This is a genomic window from Vibrio sp. 1-1(7) (genome assembly GCF_013048485.1).
Taxonomy (GTDB): domain Bacteria; phylum Pseudomonadota; class Gammaproteobacteria; order Enterobacterales; family Vibrionaceae; genus Vibrio; species Vibrio fujianensis.
Map to the genome: position 1 here is coordinate 123,286 of NZ_VHSP01000004.1, position 19,786 is coordinate 143,071.

The window sequence follows — 19,786 nt, forward strand, 5'->3', positions numbered from 1 at the left end:
AATTTCACTTTAGCGAGAACAATGACGCTAAGTCATTGAATTACCACCTTGGGTGTCACGAAAATGAGTAACTCACTTTTGCCCAATTGCTGATAACTACGACGAAATAGCGCACCAAGAAACGGTAAGTCTCCCAATAATGGCACTTTATCTATGGTATTAGTCAGACTATGTTGAAAAATACCACCAAGCACAACCGTTTCTCCATTATTGACTAAAACTTGCGTGCCAATCCGTTGGGTATTAATCGCCACGGCCTCCCCCGTTCCAGTTTTAACCACATCACCAGGACGGTCTTGTGTGACACTTAAATCCAGCACCAACCGGTTATCCGGAGTAATTTGCGGTGTAACTTTTAAACTGAGCACCGCTTTTTTAAACGCCACTGTCGTTGCGCCACTGGAAGATGATTCTAAATAGGGTATTTCTGTCCCTTGTTCAATGTAAGCTGGTTTTTTATTGGTAGTGATCAAGCGTGGGCTAGAAATGATCTCCGCTTTCGATTCACGTTGCATCGCCGATAGTTCGAGATCCAGCAAAGTACCAGAGCCAAGTTTAGCAACCTGAAAAGCAATGCTTGAGGCGTTAGCAGCCGTGGCTCCCAAATTCACGTTCAAGAAATTATTGATCCCTTCGGTACCATCTTCCGGTTCATATAAACCTATCGTGTTCATATTTCCTTCAATTGATCCGCCCACCGTATGGCTACCGTTTTTCGATGACATCCCCCATCGGATCCCTAATTCGTCCAAATTACCCTCATTCACCGTAACAATTCGGGCTTCAATCTGAACCTGTTTGACCGGGATATCGAGCGATGCAATGATTTCACGAATCACTTTAATATTTTCCGGCAACTCACGGATCAACAGTGCGTTGGTTCGCTCATCGATACTAATCGAACCGCGCTCAGAGAGCATATTTACCGCGCCACTTCCACCTATCATTTCCGCGATATCGGAGGCTTTGGCAAAATGCACTTTAATAATATCGGACTGTAAATCACCTAATTCTTCCGCCAACCGCGCTTTTTCTAATTGCTGCTTCTCTCTTAAATCTAACTCTTCTTTCGGTGCCACAAGAATAACACTGCCATCGACTCGCTTATCGAGCCCTTTAACTTGCAAAATAATATCCAGCACTTGCTGCCAAGGCACACCATCTAAGCGAAGGGTTAAGTTTCCTGTGACCGAATCGGAAACAACCAAATTGAATTGGTTATAATCCGCAATCAACTGTAAAACATTTCGTACTGGAATGTCTTGAAAGTTAATGGAAATCAGCTTGCCTTGCTTTTCCATCAAGCTTGGAGGTGGTGTTGGTTCTGCTTGTTTGAGTTCAGTAATAACAACCTCTAAGTATTTTCCTCGTAAGGCATAATCATACTTAAACGGCCCTTGAATAGTCACTTGCAGTAAAGTACTCGGCTCTTGACGAAAAACCTCAACACTCTCAACAGCGGTCGCAAAGTCTTTCACATCTAGTAGGTAGAGTTGATCATCTGCGACATCGGTTTTAAGCAGTTCAATCGCTAGCCCTGGCTCTGTTTTTTGTACATCCACCACAGTAGAGGGAGAAGCCAGCTCAACCACTAAAACGGCCGCTTTATCTTTATTTAAACGAAAATCAATATTTTTTAACTGATTTGCTTGTGATAATTCGCTAGCCACAACACTGGTTGCTAACAGCATCCATATCCCAATACACAGATAACGCATATTACGTACCATGGTTGAATTTAATCCTTTAATCATAGTTAGGTCTCTACACTGAAAAACTTACTTTAAAGCCAATTTGACATTGCGCTGATTCCAACACCCTAGGCCATCTGGCAAGGTTTCTTTTATCAGCAAATAATTATCGGCAACCCGAGTAATTCGGCCATTATTTAAACCGATATACTGCCCAGCTTTTACATTGACGACGGTACCATTCGGCGTCTGAATGAGAGCGGAAATATGACCGCCACTACTGATCACACCTCTTAAACGCAACTGATTAAGAGGATAACGTTCTAAAGCGCCACTCTTATTGCGAGCGGCAGGTTGCCAACAATCAGACTTGGTTACCGACTGATTTTGTACTAGCGCTTCTTGTGGCAAGACAAATGGCTCTCGCTTACCGTGTTGTCCATAATGAAAAGCTTGAAAATGAACGGCGGGCGCAAGCTGAGTGACTTGTTTTTGCGTCTCTAGCTCAACCATGCGTAAATAATCATCGAGGGAGTCATCATTCGCCTGGCATCCAACCAATAACCAAGCACATACCCCACCTAGAAGAAAACAGAACCTATTTTTCATCGCTCACCTCCGCTTTAAACTGGTAAGTGTATGCGCGAACCCTGAAGTGTAATGTGCTACTTTCTTGGCTGACTCTTTGCCAATCAACATCTTCAAAGCTAATTATTCTCGGTAGTTTGGCAATGGCTTCCGAAAAATCGCCAATGTTATGATAATTTCCGGTCAACTCAATATTGAGTGGAAGCCGATAAAGAAATTCTTGGTTGAGTTTTTCCCCCCAATCAATTCGAGTGAAGGTGAGCGAATTTTGCAGACCTAACTCATTCACCGACGCCAACATACTGGCTAACTCTTGTTGAACGGGTAATTGACGTAATAAATAATCGTAACGCTCGCTCAATTCATTGAGTTGTGCCTGTAATTGGGGTAAGGCAGCGACTTTACTGGCCTTGATTCGAACAGTCGATTTTAGTGTTTGCTCTTGCTGCTTTAATCCCTCTAACGTTTCTTGTTTCGGTAAGAGATAAAACCAATATCCCACCGCTTGAATGACGATGATCAGTAATGCGATAACCACCAACTGAGCCGTTCTAGGCCATTCCATTAACTCGTCAAAATCGAGGTCACGCGCCTTAGTCATGAGTTCCTACCTCCTTGACCGGTTTTAAAGCCACTTGCTCGGAAGCATGGAATAAGAAAGAGACTTTGAAGCTCTGAAACTGTTTACCAAAACGACGGTTGCCCGATACAATCGAATGCATGCCCACTTCCGATAACTGTGGCGATTTTTCCAAATGATCTAACATGGTGGCTAAACGAGCCGTACTATCGCTGATGCCGCTCATTTCCACTTCTTGCCCATTCATTTTGATTTTATCGACATAGACACCTTCTGGAATTAAATCAGGCATCAGGTGCATAAACTCAGTACTTTTATTGCGCTTTTGCTGTAACGCCTCTACCACGTTTAAGCGCGTTAGTAAGGCCTTATGTTCTTGCTCGGTTACCTTTAATGCATTGAGGCGCTGATCTAATTGCCGGATATGTTGATTCAGAAAATCGAGCCGCCCCTGTTGTTGCTGGTTTTGTTGTTCAAAATAGCTACCGGCCAGCCATTGTGCTCCCAATGCGAGCAGTACACCCAGAATCAATAAATGGATAAAATGCTGACGATAGTTTTCTCGCTGCGTTTCTCGCCACGGCAATAAATTAATGGTATGCAGCATGTTCACCCTCCAGCCATTCAATGCCTCGTAACGCTAATCCCGCCGCGGTACTAAACTTTTGTTGTTCATCAAGTGCTCGCCTACGCTTACTCAATTTATGGCTAAATACCGAGAGCGGCATAAAAATCTCACAGGGTAGATTCAACCGCTCAGTAATGGCATCCGTTAACCCAGAGATTGTCGCACCCCCTCCAGACAGCCATATGCCGGCCAGACTTTGCGGGCCATGCACTGAAGTTAAGAGCTGAATTTGACGAGCCAACCGATCGATAAACTCTTGAGTAAAGGTATCAATTCCGCTTATGCCTTGCTCATGTTGCCGAGTTTGATCAAACCAACGCGTTCCTAATGGAATATCCTTACAAAATGGATCCTTATCGCTAAAGTCGAGGCATAAAGAACTTTGGCTATAGCCGATATCCAATAGCATCCAGTTTGTTCTTTGCTGGGTCTTACTCACTTGCTGCCAAATACGAACAAGACTATGCATCTGCACGTCTAACAAGACAGGCTCAAGGCCAGCTTTTTCTGTCGCGGCAACCCGACTGTCAACCACTTCACGACGCGTAGCATAAACTTGATAGGTCGCACTGCTGCTTCTTGTTAGTGCTTTTTCCGTTACTTTGACAAAATCTAAACTGAGTTCTTCAATCGGCAATGGCGATTGATGAGAAAATGTCTGATAAATAGCAAACTCCTGCTCTACCGGATCCAGATCACTCTCGATCTGCAAAATCTTGCTGATCACCGCATTATCAGGGACTGCGATCGAAACCTTACGGCTAAACAGGGGTAAGCTCTTTTTTAGTTCTTTGAGTTTCTTTACAATTTTCTGATAATCAAGTGTGTAGTTATCGGCGAAAATATCGTCCGTTACGACGATTTCCTTATAACTAACCAGCGAATATGTTTCGCCGCTTAGTTTTAACACCACAGCTTTAATACTGTGATGTCCGATATCCACACCTGTAACTAATGATTGACTCATGCGATTAACTCCAGTAACAACACCAGCATCGAGCGATAATTTAAAAAAATACTCGCTCATTATTTTTAAGTGTTGAGGTTTTAGTCTAGAGTACAGGGGTTTGCATCAAGACAGCCTCTACTAAACAGGGATTCTCCGGTGAAGTTCATAAAGCGTTTACTTATATTTTCATTGATTTGCATTATTCTTGGAGTCACTACAATTTTTGGCTTCTACTTTTATGTGAAATCTGATTTGCCCGATGTGGCGACACTCAGAGACGTCAAACTGCAAACCCCCATGCAGGTCTTTAGCCAAGATGGTCAATTGATGGCGCAATTTGGTGAGAAACGACGTATTCCGCTGAAACTAGACGAGATGCCAAACGAATTACTTGAGGCGATTATTGCAACCGAAGACTCTCGCTTTTACGAACACTATGGATTTGACCCCATTGGAATTACTCGTGCCGCTTTTGCTGTTGCCGCCTCTGGCAGTGCCTCACAAGGTGCCAGTACCATTACTCAGCAATTGGCGCGAAACTTCTTTTTATCTAATGAAAAGAAGATTATGAGAAAAATCAAAGAGATATTTATCGCCATCCACATAGAACAGCTCTTAACAAAAGATGAAATTCTAGAACTTTACCTTAACAAAATTTATCTCGGTTACCGTTCTTATGGGGTAGGCGCAGCCGCTCAAACCTATTTTGGTAAAGAGGCAAAAGATTTGACTTTAGGTGAAATCGCGATGATTGCCGGATTACCCAAAGCCCCCTCAACCATGAATCCGATCTATTCAGTAGAACGAGCAACCCAACGTCGCAATGTGGTACTACTGCGTATGTTGTCTGAAAAGTACATCAGCGAACAAGAATATGAACAAGCACGCAACGAAGTGCTTGACGGCAAGTTTCATGGTGCAGAAATCGAACTACACGCACCTTATGTCGCCGAAATTGCCCGCGCTTGGATGGTTGAACGTTATGGTGAAGAAGAAGCCTATACTTCAGGAATGAATATCTACACCACTATCGATTCCACACAACAACAAGCCGCGAATCAAGCGGCGATCAATAACTTACTTGCCTACGATGAACGCCATGGTTACCGTGGAGCCGAGAAAGTACTATGGAAAACCGGACAAACCGCTTGGGAAGAAAATAAACTCAATACCCATCTTCGTAATCAACCAATATATGGCGATCTTTTCCCCGCGGTAGTCCTACAGGTTGCAGAGCAATCGGCACAGGTGTGGGTAAGAAATCATCAGTTAAACACCATCGCTTGGGAAGATATGAATTGGGCCAGACGCTTTATTACTGACAATAAGCAAGGGCCATTACCCAATAAAGCGAGTGAAATTTTAAGTGAAGGCGAACAAATTTGGGTCCGACGGATGACCGATCCTGAAACGCAAGAGATACATTGGAAACTAAGCCAAGTCCCGAATGCTAATACCGCCTTTGTGGCGATGAATCCAGACAATGGGGCAATTTTAGCGCTAGTAGGTGGGTTTAACTTTGTACACAGCAATTTCAACCGAGCCACACAATCTATTCGACAAGTTGGCTCTAGCATTAAACCATTTATTTACTCCGCTGCCCTTAATAAAGGTCTGACCTTAGCCACTCTTATTAACGATGCTCCGATTAACCAATGGGATGAAAGCCAAGGAACCGCATGGCGACCTAAAAACTCCCCTCCAACCTATGTCGGCCCAACTCGCCTACGAGTTGGCTTAGCACAATCGAAAAACGTCATGGCTGTTCGGGTACTACGTGAAGTCGGTTTAGATGAAACTCGCCAATACCTAACTCGCTTTGGTTTTGAATTAAGCCAAGTTCCTCGCTCTGAAACGATTGCACTCGGTGCGGGGAGTTTAACCCCAGTGAAAATGGCTCAGGGTTACTCAGTTTTTGCCAATGGTGGTTACTATGTTGAGCCATTCTATATCAGTAAAGTCGAAGACGCCTATGGACAACTTGAGTTTACTGCGACCCCAAAAATCGTTTGTCATCATGACTGCCAAACCGCTGATCACGGATTTGATGAACAAGATCTAGACTCACATTATGCCCCCCAAGTCATCTCCGAACAAAATGCCTTTTTAGTTCGCGAAATGCTTTATAGCAATATATGGGGAGGTGGCAACTGGCGAGAAGGGACGGGTTGGAATGGAACAGGCTGGCGTGCTCAGGTTTTAAAGCGGCGCGATATTGGTGGAAAAACCGGCACCACGAATGATTCGAAAGATGCTTGGTATAATGGTTTTGGGCCTGGAATCGTGGCAACGGCCTGGGTTGGTTTTGATGATCACACCCGGAATCTAGGGCGAAGTGTTCCAAATCCGAATACTGAAGATGATATCTCTGGTGCAGAGGCTGGCGCTAAAACAGCTCAGCCCGCTTGGATTGATTTTATGCGTTCTGCGTTAGAAAACATTGCGGTAGAAAAGCCGTCCATCCCCGACAACATCGTGCGTGTCCGAATTGATCGTGAAACTGGGCTACTCACCAACAAACTTGATGGAAGCTCGATGTTTGAATACTTTATTCAAGGTACCGAACCGACTGAATATGTAGTAGAAGAGGCACAAAGCCTCTACTCCACTGACAGTGAAAGCGAACTGTTTTAAGTAAACAAATAGCCATCCTCATGGGGATGGCTATTGAGCAAACCAGCGGATTATCGCCCATTGAGACAGTTTTTCATCGCTTGGGCTAACTGTTCAAAACGTTGTCGTAAAGGAGAGCCGGGACGATAGACTAATACTATCCGGCGTGAAGGCTCTGGATTGACCGCTTTGATGTAGCAAACGCCATCTTTCACCTTCTCTTCAGGCAATGAAAGCTGAGGCAGTAACGTAATACCAGAGCCCGCAGCAACCATATTACGTAAAGTTTCTAAGCTCGTAGCTTTGAATCGTTCATCATCCTTTGCGCCAGCAGCAAAACAGAATCCCAATGCTTGATCTCGCAAACAATGCCCATCCCCTAGAGCCAATACCGTTTTCCCATTGAGTTCCAACATGTCAATTTCATTCCGATTGGCCCACTCATGATCACATGGCACAGCAATACTCATTGGTTCACAAAAAATATCAATCGCTTTAAAAGACTCGGTCTCTTCTACTGCTGCAAGCACTAAGCAGTCCAACTTTCCTTCTTCTAATTGTTGCACTAATTGATGGGTCTGTGCTTCATATAAATACAACTCTAGTTCAGGGAAGTTTTCTTTCAGGCCCGGAATGATCCGAGGTAGAAGATATGGGCCTAAGGTTGGAATAAAACCGATATGCATAGGGCCATTCATAGCACCACCTTGCTCACTGGCCATATCTTTAAACGTTTTAATTTCCATTAAAATGCGTTTCGCTTGCTCAACCAGCTGTAATCCCGAGTCGGTAAACAAAACGCGCCGACTGCTTCGTTCAAGCAATACCGCACCTAATTCATCTTCCAACTTACGAATTTGGCCGCTGAGGGTCGGCTGACTGACAAAACAGGCTTCTGCCGCTTTACGAAAATGCTTATGTTCCGCAAGAGCGACTAAGTATTCAAAGTCTCGAATATTCATTTTCTTTCCAGATAGGGGTTACCTATTAAAACCATAACATCTTACGATTATGACTATCAAAGTTTTTCTTTTCTTCCCATTCTTCTCGTATACTGTCGACAGATATTTTTACTGCAAATATGACACAAACGATGACTTGTAATGATTGTCGAGAGCACTGGTTTTGGAAAAAAATAGGCCGTTGTCAGCGCTGCATGGATCAACTCACTTTATTCTCCGTCGCTTGCTGGGTAATTTGGTTTTGGTTATTTAGAGATGAGCCGCGTAGCATTGGGTCAATTAGCCTTCTCTTTGCCGGTTTCGCATTTAACGGTTTACTCTTCCTACACTTGTGGATGAAGTTTGTGGTATTGCCTTGGCGTAAACGACAAACAAAAAAGCCCTAAAACGAAAGGAGTTTTAGGGCTCTCTTAGATCATTCTAAGAAAAAGCAGTGGTACAGTTATAGACTCAGCTTTTTCTTAATGGTTCCCAAAAAAATCGATCTTTATTGATCTTTTTTATCTATACGTCTTTTATACCCACGTTGTTTTTATTAGTCGCTGTTCAACTAAGTTCACTTCTAATGCCACTTCATCGCAGGCATGCTGGCGTGGACACTGGCCACAATCTTTGAGGACTTTCTCCGGCAACAAGGTTTTTGAGGTAGGAATGAAATCCAACTTCATAAAAAATTCTGGGGTACGCGTGAGCACAAAAACTTTTTTGATTGCCATTTGCCGAGCTTTTCTTACTAAATATTCAACAATGGCAGAACCCTGCCCTTGGCCTTGCCAGCCCGCCTCCACACCTAACGAGCGAATTTCCGCTAATCCAGAGTCATACACATATAATGAAGCACATCCGGTGATCTCACCGTTATGTTCAGCAACGACAAAAGAACCAATATCTCGAACAATTTCATTGCGTGAACGCGGAAGATTTTCGCCCATATTGGCCCAATAAGCGACCATGCCTTCTAAGGTTTCAATATCGGTCAAACGAGCTGAGCGTACCTTGACTGAGGTCGCATCTCGTTTTGCTAGCCGTTTTTCTGCCGCCCCTACAGCGTAAGCGACTTGATGAGGTGCGACCCCACCTAAAGCACTGCGCTTTTCTAAACAAGAGTCGATAGTTAAAATTGCGTATACATCCTCTTCAATAACCGCAGAGAACGCTTTTAACTCTTCCAGAGATAGTTCTTCTAATGCACAGCCTTTGCCTATCGCGCCTACAACTGCGACACCGACGATATGATGAGCTTCACGGAATGGGATACCTTTGGCAACTAAATAATCGGCTAACTCTGTCGCGTTCGCGTACCCTTGTTTGGCCGCTTCTAAGGTGCGCTCGCCATTAACTTTGATGCCATCAAAACACAAGGCTGCCATTTCCATACAGTCATTCCAAGTATCCAACGCATCAAATAGGCCTTCTTTGTCCTCTTGCATGTCCTTGTTATAAGCAAGAGGCAATGCTTTTACGGTCATCATCATACCAGCCAACGCGCCATAGACTCGGCCTGTTTTTCCTCTAATCAACTCTAATGCATCTGGGTTTTTCTTTTGCGGCATTAAAGATGAGCCTGATGTCACAGTATCTGCCAATTCAATAAAACCAGCTTCGCCGGAATTATAGAAAATCATGTCTTCTGCTAAGCGAGAAAGGTGCAACATAGAAATAGAAGCAATCGACATCAGTTCCATCACATGATCACGATCTGACACTGAATCGAGTGAATTTCGCGTTGCGCGACGAAAACCTAAGTTATAAGCTAATTTATTACGATCAATAGCATAAGCCGTACCTGCCAATGCGCCTGAGCCGAGCGGGCAAGTATCTAAACGCTCAATCGCATCGTTGAGCCGTGAATAATCCCGTTCAAACATTTCAACATAAGCGAGACACCAGTGAGCAAAGGTCACCGGCTGAGCACGCTGTAAATGAGTATAGCCAGGCAATACGGTACCTTGATGTTGCCGGGCAACCATCACCATCTGACTCTGTAACCGATCAAGCGTCAACAACAACTGCTGCCCTTGTTGACGGCACCAAAGTTTTAAATCGGTTGCGACTTGATCATTACGCGAACGCCCGGTATGTAACTTTTTACCTAAATCGCCAACTTTGTTAATTAACTGCTGCTCAACCCACGAGTGAATATCTTCTGCATCAGATTGTAAAATTTGCTGAGGATCTTCCATCACAGCTAATTTTAACTCATTCAATGCCAGCTCTAATTTTTGTTGTTCTTGTTCGGTCAACACGTTAACCGATAACAGAGCTTTAGACCAAGCAATGGAACCAACAATATCTTGTTCAGCCAATCGATAGTCAAAGCGCAATGAATCATTAAACTGTTTGAATCTTGTATCTGCCGCTTGGGTAAACCTTCCGCCCCACAATGCCATTGCGTTTCTCCTAATGCTCACTATTGACTTGCTACACCACTGCATTATCTAGCCTGAATCAGGCAAGGATTGCTTCTTGCAAAGTTACGGTAAGTGGAGCAAAAAATAAAGTAAAAATTCACTTTTAAAACATATTTATTCAAATGAGTTTGAATTTATTTACAAAAACAAAACCCGCATGCAAAGCAATACGGGTCATAATTATCACATGATGCGGCTGATTGATTGTTAATACGCTTTTTTGTTTCCTGCATTGAGCGCTTTAATACGGCTGGATAACGAGTAAAGGCGAATAAACCCAGCGGCATGACTTTGGTCATAAACATCATCAGCACCAAAAGTCGCAAATTCTTCCGAATATAAGCTATTTTCTGAACGTTTTTGCGTTGCTATCGCTTGCCCCTTATAAAGTTTAATGACCACCTCACCATTGACATCTTGTGCTAGCGTTTCCGCTGCGGCAAAAACGGACTGACGTAGCGGCGTAAACCAGCGACCATCATAAACCAGATGTGACGCTTTAATTCCGAGTTCCTCGCGGAATTCAAACGAGGCTTTATCTAACACTAATTGTTCAACGGCACGAAGCGCTTCCATCATAATGGTACCTCCCGGAGTTTCATAACACCCGCGAGACTTCATTCCGACTAAGCGGTTTTCGACGATATCAATACGCCCAACCCCGTGTTTCGCTCCTTTTTCATTCAAACAGACTAAAGCTTGATAGGGAGAAAGTGGCTGGCCATCCACGGCGACCACTTCACCTTTTGCGACTTTTAGTGTGACATATTCAGCCTCATTGGGTGCTTGCTCAGGATCCACCGTCCATACCCAGCAATCGTCATTCGGTGCATTCCATGTACTTTCTAATACTCCCCCTTCGGTCGAGATGTGCCAAGCATTGGCGTCACGTGAATAAATTTTAGTCAAAGAAGCCGCACAAGGAATATTACGCTCGGCAAGATAATCAAGACACGCTTCACGGCTAACAAGGTCCCATTCCCGCCATGGCGCAATCACATGGAGATCAGGGGCAAGCGCTGCAAACGCGCCTTCAAAACGAACTTGGTCATTACCCTTACCGGTACAACCATGTGCCAGAGCATCAGCCCCCACTTTACGTGCAACGTCTACTTGTGCTTTGGCAATCACAGGGCGAGCCATCGAAGTACCCAACAGGTATTTACCTTCGTAATAAGCGCCCGTTTTCAAAGTCGGATAAATATACTCTTTGACCAACTCGTCTTTTAGATCCACCACATAACATTCTGAGGCACCAGAGGCGATGGCTTTTTCTTCAATACCGACTAATTCTTCCGCGCCTTGCCCAACATCCGCGACAAAAGCAACCACATCACAGTGATAGTTTTCTTTCAGCCATGGAATGATCACTGAAGTATCTAAACCGCCAGAATAGGCAACAACGACTTTTTTGACTTGTACTTTACTCATTTTATCTCTCCAAATCCTGGCGCTGCGCTTGGCGGTTAGTGCTCAGGGTGACGTCCATTAATTGATAATCTCTTTCTTTACTCAATTCTTTTCTTAGCCAAAAGTTAACAGGGCAAGAAACGCGTTCCAATACTTTGCCCAGCAAACAATTTGCTCAGCTTGTCAGGATATCGCCAACTCGCGACTTCAATCGGGCGACCAAGATCGTTGGCCGCACTCAATGCCGCTTTCACTTTAACGATCATGCCATCGGTAATCACTTGCTGGGTAATCAGCGCACTCGCTTGTGGCTCATCGAGGCTAGTAAGCAGATGTCCTTTTCCATCCAGCACACCACTGACATCGGAGAGCAACACTAATTCCGCATCCAATGCTCCAGCGACGGCAACGGCAGCTTGGTCAGCATTGACATTCATCATCTCACCGTCATTAGTTAAGCCAATCGAGCTGATGATTGGCAGGCCACCAAGGTTAAACAGCGCTTGAAGTAGCGCTGGATTACCCGGCGTGGCCAGACCTACCGCCCCCAATTCAGGGTCTAGCTGCTCTATATGACATAACCCGCCATCCGCTAAACACAAACCAATGGCATTAAGCCCATTTTTGATCGCCTGCCCTTGCAACATCTTATTCGCCGTTCCAGCCAGCGCGCCGGCAATAAAAGAAATCTGCTCATGGGGTGTTACGCGTAGGCCATCTTTTTTTATGGTCGTTAACTGTAGCTTTGCCATCAGCTCATCCACTAGATAGCCTCCCCCATGGACGATAACAATCGGCCGCTGGGCTTGCTCCTGGTACTGAGCGATAGCGCCAAATAACTTACTCAATGTTTCACTGCAAGAAAGCGCAGCGCCGCCTAATTTAACCACCAATGGACTTTGCTGATTCGTCATGTTTATTCCCTCACACTAGAGCAGTGAACTGATCAAAACCATAATGAATATTTAAACACTGCATGGCTTGGCTCGACGCACCTTTCAACAGGTTATCGATCGCAGCAACCACCACAATGTGCTCTCCACTAACCTTCCAGCCGACATCACAAAACGGTGTGAACACGACATCCTGAATACGAGGCAGGGTTGTCTTATGTAATCGAACTGCAGGTTTATCCTGATAAGCATGGATAAAGGCTTCTGCCACCTGCTGTTCGCTGACACCTTGAGCCAACTTCATGGTAATCGTGGCCAAAATTCCTCGTTTGAAATTACCTAAATGAGGGGTAAATATCACCTCACAGCCTAGGTGAACGGCAATTTCCGGCTGGTGTCGATGAGTAAAAACACCGTAAGGTTGTAAACTGACTTCACAAAAACTATTCGTCATGGTTGCTTTGCGCCCAGCACCGGAGACACCACTCACCGCATTAATCACCGGCCACTGAGACGGATCAACCATTCCTGCAACCAATAAAGGTTTAATCGCCAGTTGGCAGGCCGTCGGATAACATCCAGCAACTGCCACTAGCTGACTTTCCGTAATAGCAGCAGCATGCCATTCAGCTAAGCCATAAGCCGCTTTTGCTAGCCATGTAGGATGCTGATGTTTAAAACCATAAAATTGTGTATAGAACCCCTCATCTTGAACACGATAAGCGCCTGATAAATCAAACACCTGACAGCCTTGCTCTAGAAACAATGGTGCAAGATCATGGCTCACCTCATGAGCAGTCGCTAAAAAAACGACATCACACGATTTCGCCACAGCTGCAACATCCACGAGAGGCTGTACTGGCATGTCAAGTAAGCCCGCTAATTTGCCATGTAACTGACTGATCGGTTTTCCTGCATCAACACTATTGGCGGAAACATATAAACCTGATAGCGTGAGCTTTGGATGTTTTTTTACCATCAGTGCGAGTTCAGCTCCGGTATAACCACTGGCACCGATAATTGTCGTTTTTAGCATCTCAACACGTCCAACATTAGAATAAAAACACCATCAGAAAATGATTATTAATTTAAACAAATAGAGCTTTAAATGGTTTTTTATTCATAAAAAGTGATTTAATATGTGTTTTACATTCTTAGCGTTATTCTGTCAATAGTAGGAGCAAAGATAATATGTCATTACCCAGTTTCCTTGAGGTCTATGAAGGTCTCATTTCAACCTCATCGATCAGCTCCACCGATCCTCAGTGGGATCAAAGTAACGAGTTAGTTATCGCTAAATTGGCGGATTGGTTGTCGGCGCTCGGATTTCAGGTTGAAATCAATGAAGTTGCTCCTGGTAAATACAACTTACTGGGAAAAAAAGGGCAAGGTGAGGGAGGATTACTACTGTCTGGCCATAGCGATACTGTTCCTTTTGACGAAGGGCGTTGGAACTTCAACCCTCACGCTCTGACAGAAGCTAATAATCGTTTTTACGGCTTAGGAACGGCTGACATGAAAGGTTTTTTTGCTTTTATTTTTGAAGCCGTCAAAACACTCGATTGGAGCCAACAACAAAAGCCATTGTATGTGTTAGCAACCTGTGATGAAGAAACGACAATGCTGGGTGCGCGCCATTTTACCCAACACACGCCTTGCCATCCCGATTACTGTATTATTGGTGAACCTACCGGTTTAATCCCGGTTTATGGTCATAAAGGCCATGTTGCTAATGCGATTCGAGTTACCGGTCAATCGGGCCATTCCTCCAATCCCGCACTGGGCGTTAACGCTATAGAGATCATGTATGAGGTGATGTTTGCATTAATGCAACTGCGCGATAAGTTAATTAAAACGTATCATCACCCAGGCTTTGAAATTCCCCACCCAACGCTAAACCTCGGCCATATTCATGGTGGCGATAGCCCTAATCGGATTTGTGGCTGTTGTGAACTCCACTACGACGTGCGACCGCTACCTGGCATCAGTTTAGATGGATTAGACAACCTACTGCGTGGCGCACTCAAAGAGGTGCAAGAAAAATGGCCGGGACGAATTGCTATTGAGCCGCTGCATGATGCCATTCCCGGTTATGAATGTCCGCATGACCATCCATTTATTCATGCCGTCAGTGAACTTTGTCAGCAACCCTCTCAAACCGTGAATTACTGTACCGAAGCCCCATTTTTACAGCAGGTCTGTCCCACCTTGGTATTAGGCCCGGGTTCGATCGATCAAGCGCATCAGCCAGATGAGTTCTTAGCGTTTGAATTTATCGAACCCACCATCCACATTCTTCGTCAAGCGATGCGCAAGTACTGCTTTTAATGGCTAAAATTGATATTGCAGCGGCGTGTCCAGTCGTCACAAAGCTGCAATACGTAAGAAAATTTCAACAAATTTCGATATTTTATTACATATTGTTCAATGTTCATTCCTTACTGATAAATGAAATCTTAGTCTACTTTGTTTGACTCTACTGGACAAACTTAGCTAGATTGTGTAATAAAACACAAGAACATTGGATGTAATTTTTTTACAAGGCAGGATGACAATGAACGAAAAGTACGCCGCTCTGAAAAGTAATGTGAGCATGTTAGGTCGACTACTGGGCCAAACCATCCGAGATGCCGATGGTGAGGTTATTTTGCAGAAAGTAGAGACCATCCGACAACTTTCCAAATCGGCTCGTGCAGGTAATCAAGCTGACCGTGAACAGCTGATTGAAGAAATTAAGAATCTCAATAACGATCAATTAACCCCCGTTGCTCGTGCATTCAATCAATTTCTCAATCTGACCAATATTGCCGATCAATACCATACCATTTCTCGTCATGGAGATGAGCACTCAAATGAGCCTGATCCACTGCAAAGCTTATTCACAAAGTTAGCCACTCATAACATTAGTCAATCAGAGAGCGCACAAGCGATTCGCGATCTGAATATTGAACTGGTTCTTACCGCCCATCCGACCGAAATTACTCGTCGAACCATGATCAACAATTTGGTTAAGATCAACGAATGTCTCTCCGAATTAGAATTAACCGACCTTTCCACGAAAGAACGCCATAAAACTGAGCGCCGCTTAGAACAACTTATCGCTCAAGGTTGGCATTCAGATGTCATTCGTAAGCAACGCCCAACTCCGCTTGATGAAGCGAAATGGGGGTTTGCTGTGGTTGAGAACTCGTTATGGCAAGCGGTACCCGAGTTTTTGCGTGAGTTAGATGAAAGCGTAAAAGGCTACCTTGGTGAAGGGCTTCCTGTTGATGCGCGACCTGTGCACTTCACATCTTGGATGGGAGGCGACCGGGATGGCAATCCATATGTGACCCATACCATTACTCGTGAAGTGTTACTACTGTCTCGTTGGAAAGCCGCTGATTTATATCTTGCGGACATTAATGAGTTGATCAGTGAACTTTCCATGGTCAAATGTAATGATGCATTGCGAGCATTAGCAGGGAAAGATGTTCACGAGCCTTATCGTGCCGTTCTCAAAGAGGTACGCACACTACTACAAGAAACGTTGACGATTTTAGACAGTAAAATCCATGGTCAAAAACTTGCGGTCAAGGCACCACTACAAAACATTAGCCAACTTTGGGATCCCCTTTACACTTGTTACCGTTCATTACATGAATGTGGCATGGGGGTCATTGCCGATGGCTCATTGCTTGACACTTTGCGCCGAGTGAAAGCATTTGGAATTCATCTAGTGCGTCTTGATATTCGTCAGGAAAGTACCCGCCACTCTGATGTGCTCTCTGAATTAACCCGTTATCTGGGCATTGGCGATTATGACCAATGGAGTGAACAAGATAAAGTCGCCTTCTTAGTTAATGAACTCAGCTCTAAGCGCCCACTGTTGCCTCTTGATTGGCAACCATCAGAGCCTGTAAAAGAAGTATTAGACACCTGTAAAATTATCGCGGCTCAATCGCGTGATGCCTTTGGTGCTTATGTCATCTCGATGGCAAGAACCGCCTCCGATGTGTTAGCCGTTCATTTATTATTGCAAGAATCTGGCTGCCCTTATCGTATGGACGTCTGCCCTTTATTTGAAACATTAGACGATTTAAATAACGCAGAAAGCGTCATTAAGCAATTAATGGGCATCGACCTTTACCGTGGTTTTATTCAAAACCATCAGATGGTGATGATTGGCTATTCTGACTCGGCAAAAGATGCGGGAGTGATGTCTGCTGGCTGGGCGCAATACAGCGCCATGGAAGCCTTAGTGAAAGTCGCAGAAGATGAAGGGGTTGAGCTGACCCTCTTCCATGGTCGCGGAGGTAGCATTGGTCGCGGTGGAGCCCCAGCTCATGCGGCTCTGCTCTCTCAGCCACCCAAAAGCTTACACGGCGGGCTGCGAGTAACCGAGCAAGGTGAGATGATTCGCTTTAAACTTGGTTTGCCTGAAGTGGCAATTAATAGCCTTAATCTCTATGCCAGTGCGGTGTTAGAGGCAAACCTACTGCCGCCACCCGAGCCAAAACAAGAATGGCGAGATCTCATGGACGTGCTATCTGAAGTCTCTTGTGAAGCCTACCGAGCCGTAGTCCGCGAAGAACCAGACTTTGTCCCATACTTCCGCCAAGCCACACCAGAACAAGAGCTTGGCAAACTACCGCTTGGCTCTCGCCCTGCCAAACGCAACCCGAAAGGGGGGGTAGAAAGTTTACGTGCTATTCCGTGGATCTTCTCATGGAGTCAAAATCGATTAGTCTTGCCGGCTTGGCTGGGTGCTGGAGAAGCCATTCAGTACTCCATTGATAAAGGACACCAAGCATTACTCGAAGAAATGTGCCGTGAATGGCCCTTCTTCTCAACCCGGTTAGGTATGCTGGAGATGGTTTACACCAAGTGTAATATCGATATTTCTCGCTACTACGATGAACGTTTAGTGGATCTCTCTTTACGTCCATTGGGTGAACGCTTACGTGCTCAGCTACAAAAAGATATTCAAGCTGTTTTAAACGTCGAAAATAATGAAAACCTAATGCAAAGTGATCCTTGGGGACATGAATCGATCCGATTGCGCAATATTTATATTGAGCCACTCAATATGCTACAAGCCGAGTTACTCTATCGAACTCGTCAATCGGAAACCTCTGGCCCTGAATTGGAAGAAGCTTTGATGGTCACCATCGCAGGGATTGCAGCAGGGATGCGCAACACAGGCTAGCAAAGCCAGCATAAAAAACTAAAAAATTAAAAATGGCCACCTTGTTGTGGCCATTTATTTTAACTTACTTACCTTACTGAGAATAATATCAGCTTTTTAAGTTAAATAATTTTTTTATTCCACTTTATGCTTATTATTTAGATATACTACTGCGCTATTGCGATATTCTTTTAAATACTCCAAATCGCAGTCAGATATGCAAAGACATATTAATTCTAGGTGATAACGGCTTTAAAGGTGACATAACCCCAGTACTGATGTCTGGGAAAAGACTGATACCTTACGTCACAGTGTGCCAATAAGAAGCCCACGAGATGGTTAAGTCTATTTGTGCAGTTTATTAACCATTTGGATTGAAGACATGTCATTACCACACGTTATACTCACCGTCCTTAGTACCCGTGATGCCACTGGATACGATATTACTAAAGAATTCTCAGCCAGTATTGGCTATTTTTGGAAAGCAAGCCATCAGCAAGTTTATCGTGAGCTAAATAAAATGGCTCAACAAGGTCTGGTCACTTGTGTCCTAGAACCTCAAGAAGGTAAACCCGATCGGAAAGTTTACTCTATCACTGATACTGGTCGAGTGGCTTTGGGAGAATGGTTTGATCAGCCAACCGCTCACCCAACCGTGAGAGATGAATTTAGTGCAAAACTGATGGCTTGCTCCGTGCAATCTGCCACGCCTTATATTAATCAACTACATGAATTAATCGAAGAATCACGCAAGCTGGTTACTCATTACCAAGACATTGAAGCGGCTTATTATGCCAACCCAGCAAAAATGAACAAACAACAACGTTTGGAACGTTTAACCCTACGCCGAAATCTGCTGGCTCGCCAAGCTTGGATTAGTTGGGCGCAAGAAGTCATTGATGAATTTGAAAATATGGCCTAAATACCATGATAAAAAAAGATGATGTCATTAAGGCATCATCTTTTTTATATAATGGACAAAAAGACTTAAATGCCATCTCCCCCGATAAAGGTTTGTGAACGGCCATTAAAATTTTGATCCATCTCCAGCGAGGGTTTATCTGTTTTCGGTCGCCCAACAATTCGTGCCGGAACCCCAGCAACAGTGGTATGAGCAGGAACAGGTTGTAATACCACAGAACAAGAACCTATTTTAGCGCCTTCTCCAACTTCAATATTACCGAGTATTTTCGCTCCAGCGCCAATCATTACCCCTTCGCGAATTTTAGGATGACGATCACCACTTTCTTTGCCTGTCCCGCCCAAAGTTACATCTTGTAAAATAGAAACATCATTGCCAACGACTGCCGTTTCACCAATAACAATACCGGTGGCATGGTCAAGCATTATGCCACGACCGATCTTAGCCGCGGGATGAATATCCACCTGACACGCGACTGAAATCTGGTTTTGTAAATACGTGGCCAAGGCAATTCGCCCTTGCTTCCATAACCAGTTAGCCACTCGATATCCCTGTAATGCGTGGTAACCTTTTAAATAAAGTAACGGCATAGAATACATAGAGACGGCTGGGTCACGATTAACCGTTGCACAAATATCGCAAGCGGCAAATTCAGCAATCGTAGGATCAGAAGAAAAGGCTTCCTCAACCACTTCACGCACGGCCATCGCAGGCATCGAGGCCGTGCTGAGTTTATTGGCCAAAATATAACTTAATGCGGCAGGTAAGCTGTCGTGCTTAATGATCGTCGCATGATAAAAGCTCGCGAGCATGGGCTCTTGATCCGATTGATCTCGCGCCTCTTTAATAATGGTTTGCCAAACTTTGACTTGTGCGCAATGTTTCATTTTTCTCTGCCTTTACTAAGCTTCATCACAGCTTATGATTAACCTTGGCCGAACCCTTCGCTTTAAATTCGTCCGTCACGGATAG

General features: G+C 44.4%; 15 protein-coding genes and 1 pseudogene. 5 read left to right on the forward strand and 11 right to left on the reverse strand.

Annotated elements, in window-relative coordinates:
- Positions 1-32: 32 nt before the first annotated feature.
- The 5 genes and pseudogenes from FKN05_RS13395 to pilM form a co-directional block, all read right to left on the reverse strand.
- Positions 33-1,655 (reverse strand): annotated as a pseudogene (locus FKN05_RS13395) (type IV pilus secretin PilQ family protein); the annotation flags it as partial.
- 123 nt (positions 1,656-1,778) lie between these two features.
- Positions 1,779-2,300 carry a pilus assembly protein PilP gene (locus tag FKN05_RS13400; protein WP_099610497.1) on the reverse strand — a complete coding sequence of 174 codons (522 nt, stop codon included), beginning with the start codon at positions 2,298-2,300 and terminating at the stop codon, positions 1,779-1,781.
- Positions 2,290-2,880, reverse strand: coding sequence for a type IV pilus inner membrane component PilO (pilO, locus tag FKN05_RS13405; protein WP_099610498.1), 591 nt, complete (start codon positions 2,878-2,880; stop codon positions 2,290-2,292). The genes FKN05_RS13400 and pilO overlap by 11 nt, the downstream gene beginning before the upstream one ends.
- Positions 2,873-3,466: a PilN domain-containing protein gene (locus tag FKN05_RS13410; RefSeq protein WP_170887744.1), complete on the reverse strand. Its 594-nt coding sequence runs from the start codon at positions 3,464-3,466 to the stop codon at positions 2,873-2,875. Before FKN05_RS13410 ends, pilO begins: the two co-directional genes overlap by 8 nt.
- Positions 3,450-4,454, reverse strand: coding sequence for a type IV pilus assembly protein PilM (gene pilM / locus FKN05_RS13415; protein WP_099610499.1), 1,005 nt, complete (start codon positions 4,452-4,454; stop codon positions 3,450-3,452). The genes FKN05_RS13410 and pilM overlap by 17 nt, the downstream gene beginning before the upstream one ends.
- A 138-nt stretch (positions 4,455-4,592) precedes the next feature.
- On the opposite strand from pilM, the gene FKN05_RS13420 reads away from it, so the two are divergent.
- Positions 4,593-7,070: a PBP1A family penicillin-binding protein gene (locus FKN05_RS13420; RefSeq protein WP_170887745.1), complete on the forward strand. Its 2,478-nt coding sequence runs from the start codon at positions 4,593-4,595 to the stop codon at positions 7,068-7,070.
- A 50-nt stretch (positions 7,071-7,120) separates the two neighbouring features.
- Here FKN05_RS13420 and oxyR read toward each other — a convergent pair whose 3' ends face one another.
- Positions 7,121-8,011, reverse strand: a complete 891-nt coding sequence (gene oxyR, locus FKN05_RS13425; protein ID WP_099610501.1) for a DNA-binding transcriptional regulator OxyR — start codon at positions 8,009-8,011, stop codon at positions 7,121-7,123.
- A gap of 131 nt (positions 8,012-8,142) precedes the next feature.
- Between oxyR and FKN05_RS13430 the strand changes: the two genes are divergently transcribed.
- Positions 8,143-8,397: a DUF3624 domain-containing protein gene (locus FKN05_RS13430; RefSeq protein WP_099610502.1), complete on the forward strand. Its 255-nt coding sequence runs from the start codon at positions 8,143-8,145 to the stop codon at positions 8,395-8,397.
- A gap of 129 nt (positions 8,398-8,526) precedes the next feature.
- On the opposite strand, the gene argH is transcribed toward FKN05_RS13430, so the two are convergent.
- From argH to argC, 4 genes are all read right to left on the reverse strand, one after another.
- On the reverse strand, positions 8,527-10,401 hold the full coding sequence (gene argH / locus FKN05_RS13435) for an argininosuccinate lyase (protein WP_170887746.1): 1,875 nt from the start codon (positions 10,399-10,401) through the stop codon (positions 8,527-8,529).
- Positions 10,402-10,629: 228 nt separating this feature from the next.
- Positions 10,630-11,853, reverse strand: a complete 1,224-nt coding sequence (locus FKN05_RS13440; RefSeq protein ID WP_099610504.1) for an argininosuccinate synthase — start codon at positions 11,851-11,853, stop codon at positions 10,630-10,632.
- 104 nt (positions 11,854-11,957) lie between these two features.
- Entirely contained in the window at positions 11,958-12,746 is a 789-nt protein-coding gene (gene argB / locus FKN05_RS13445) for an acetylglutamate kinase (RefSeq protein WP_161427384.1), read from the reverse strand.
- A gap of 10 nt (positions 12,747-12,756) precedes the next feature.
- A complete protein-coding gene (argC, locus tag FKN05_RS13450; protein ID WP_170887747.1) occupies positions 12,757-13,761 on the reverse strand; it encodes an N-acetyl-gamma-glutamyl-phosphate reductase in 1,005 nt (334 codons plus the stop codon).
- A 155-nt stretch (positions 13,762-13,916) separates the two neighbouring features.
- Here argC and argE point away from each other — a divergent pair, with 155 nt between their 5' ends.
- From argE to FKN05_RS13465, 3 genes are all read left to right on the forward strand, one after another.
- Complete coding sequence (argE, locus tag FKN05_RS13455; RefSeq protein WP_170887748.1) at positions 13,917-15,053, forward strand: acetylornithine deacetylase; 1,137 nt, start codon at positions 13,917-13,919, stop codon at positions 15,051-15,053.
- A gap of 226 nt (positions 15,054-15,279) precedes the next feature.
- Positions 15,280-17,913, forward strand: a complete 2,634-nt coding sequence (ppc, locus tag FKN05_RS13460) for a phosphoenolpyruvate carboxylase (RefSeq protein WP_170887749.1) — start codon at positions 15,280-15,282, stop codon at positions 17,911-17,913.
- A 361-nt stretch (positions 17,914-18,274) separates the two neighbouring features.
- Positions 18,275-18,814 carry a PadR family transcriptional regulator gene (locus FKN05_RS13465; RefSeq protein WP_161434098.1) on the forward strand — a complete coding sequence of 180 codons (540 nt, stop codon included), beginning with the start codon at positions 18,275-18,277 and terminating at the stop codon, positions 18,812-18,814.
- 65 nt (positions 18,815-18,879) lie between these two features.
- Here the strand turns inward: FKN05_RS13465 and cysE are convergent, their stop codons facing one another.
- Positions 18,880-19,701: a serine O-acetyltransferase gene (cysE, locus tag FKN05_RS13470; protein WP_099610510.1), complete on the reverse strand. Its 822-nt coding sequence runs from the start codon at positions 19,699-19,701 to the stop codon at positions 18,880-18,882.
- Positions 19,702-19,786 lie beyond the last annotated feature (85 nt).